This is a genomic window from Oceanicella actignis (assembly GCF_008124525.1).
GTDB classification, from domain to species: Bacteria; Pseudomonadota; Alphaproteobacteria; order Rhodobacterales; family Rhodobacteraceae; genus Oceanicella; species Oceanicella actignis.
In genome coordinates this window covers 1-1,384 of record NZ_VNHJ01000033.1, presented here as the reverse complement: position 1 = coordinate 1,384, position 1,384 = coordinate 1, and the positions used below count along the sequence as shown (strand labels likewise).

1 protein-coding gene is annotated in these 1,384 nt (G+C 61.5%); it reads right to left on the bottom strand.

Features of this window, described 5'->3' with window-relative positions; genetic code table 11:
* Window positions 1-62: 62 nt before the first annotated feature.
* The coding region (locus LY05_RS15020) for a DEAD/DEAH box helicase (RefSeq protein WP_249041970.1) at window positions 63-1,384 on the bottom strand (1,322 nt) is incomplete at its 5' end.

The window sequence follows — 1,384 nt, the reverse complement described above, 5'->3', positions numbered from 1 at the left end:
TGCTCTTCGCTGAACCGGCTTCTCTTCATCGTCTGTCTCCTCAGTCGGAGAACAGGCTAACCTCAAACCGAGGACTTTTCAGGGGAGCAGGTCACCGACAACGCCATGCGCTCGAGTTCCTTGAGCGTCGCGACTTCGATCTCGAGCTGCTCGATCGTCTCGGCAGTGGTGACGGTGGTCGAAAGGCGCTCCTCGATCTCGTCGATTTCTTCCTGACCGAATTCGTCGATGTTCTCGAGAAAATCGTCAGACACCAGGATGCCCTGCCCCAGGCCGCGCCCTCGCACGACCAGACGCGCTTCGGCGAGTTCCGCCTCAAGACGCTCCCTGCGTCGTTTCAGCGACTGATAGATGGCCGCGGGGCTGGAAGCGAGGCGGCGCTGCAGGATCTGGAGCGCGAAACCGACCATGTTGCGCCTGCGCCCATCCGCCTCTGCGAACCGCTGCACACGGTTCATCTCGTTGCGCACATAATCGGTGACGGCCGCATAGAGGGCGGCCTCCTGCGGCGACAGCTCGTATTTGACGGTGTAGGCGCGCCTTTCGGGAAAGAGCGGCCGGCCGTCGAAACGCAGCAGCTCCTCCTTGGTGAGGCGGCGCATCATGTCTTCGACGTCGGCGACATGCATGCCGTCCCGGAAGCGCCCCTCGAAGCGGTCGCCGTCGAGCAACGCCATGAAGAGCTGAAAGTCCCTCTCCTTGCCGTTGTGCGGGGTTGCCGTCATCAGAAGGAAGTGGCGGCAGATGCCCCCGAGCTTCTGCCCCAGCTGGTACCGCTTGGTGTACTTGACCTCGTTGCCGAAGTAGGTCGCCGACATCCGGTGCGCTTCGTCGACGATGATCAGGTCCCATTCGGTTGCCGAGGAGAGCTTCTGCTGCAGGTCGTCATCGCGGGCCAGCATGTCGAGCCGCGCGATCAGCCGGCGGCGGTCGTTGAACGGGTTGCCCGAACGCGATGTCGCGATCATGTCGCGTGAAAGGATGTCGAACTCCAGGCCGAACTTCTCGCCCAACTCGTCCTGCCACTGTTCAACGAGACTTCCCGGCGCAACGATGAGGCAGCGTTCCAGATCGCTTCGCGCGATGAGTTCCTTGATCAGAAGCCCCGCCATGATGGTCTTCCCGGCCCCCGGGTCGTCGGCCAGCAGAAAGCGCAGCGGCTGTCTTGGGAGCATTTCGCCGTAGACGGCCGAGATCTGATGCGGCAGCGGGTCGATCAGACTCGTGTGGATCGCAAGGTAAGGATCGAAGTAATGTGCAAGCTTGATCCTGTTCGCCTCGGTGACCAGGGGGACTATCCTGAATTTTGTGCCCTGGCGTGGTAACTGCTCACAAAGGAGACCCACGCATGAGCATCGATAAAGACCTTTTGGACCGCCTGATG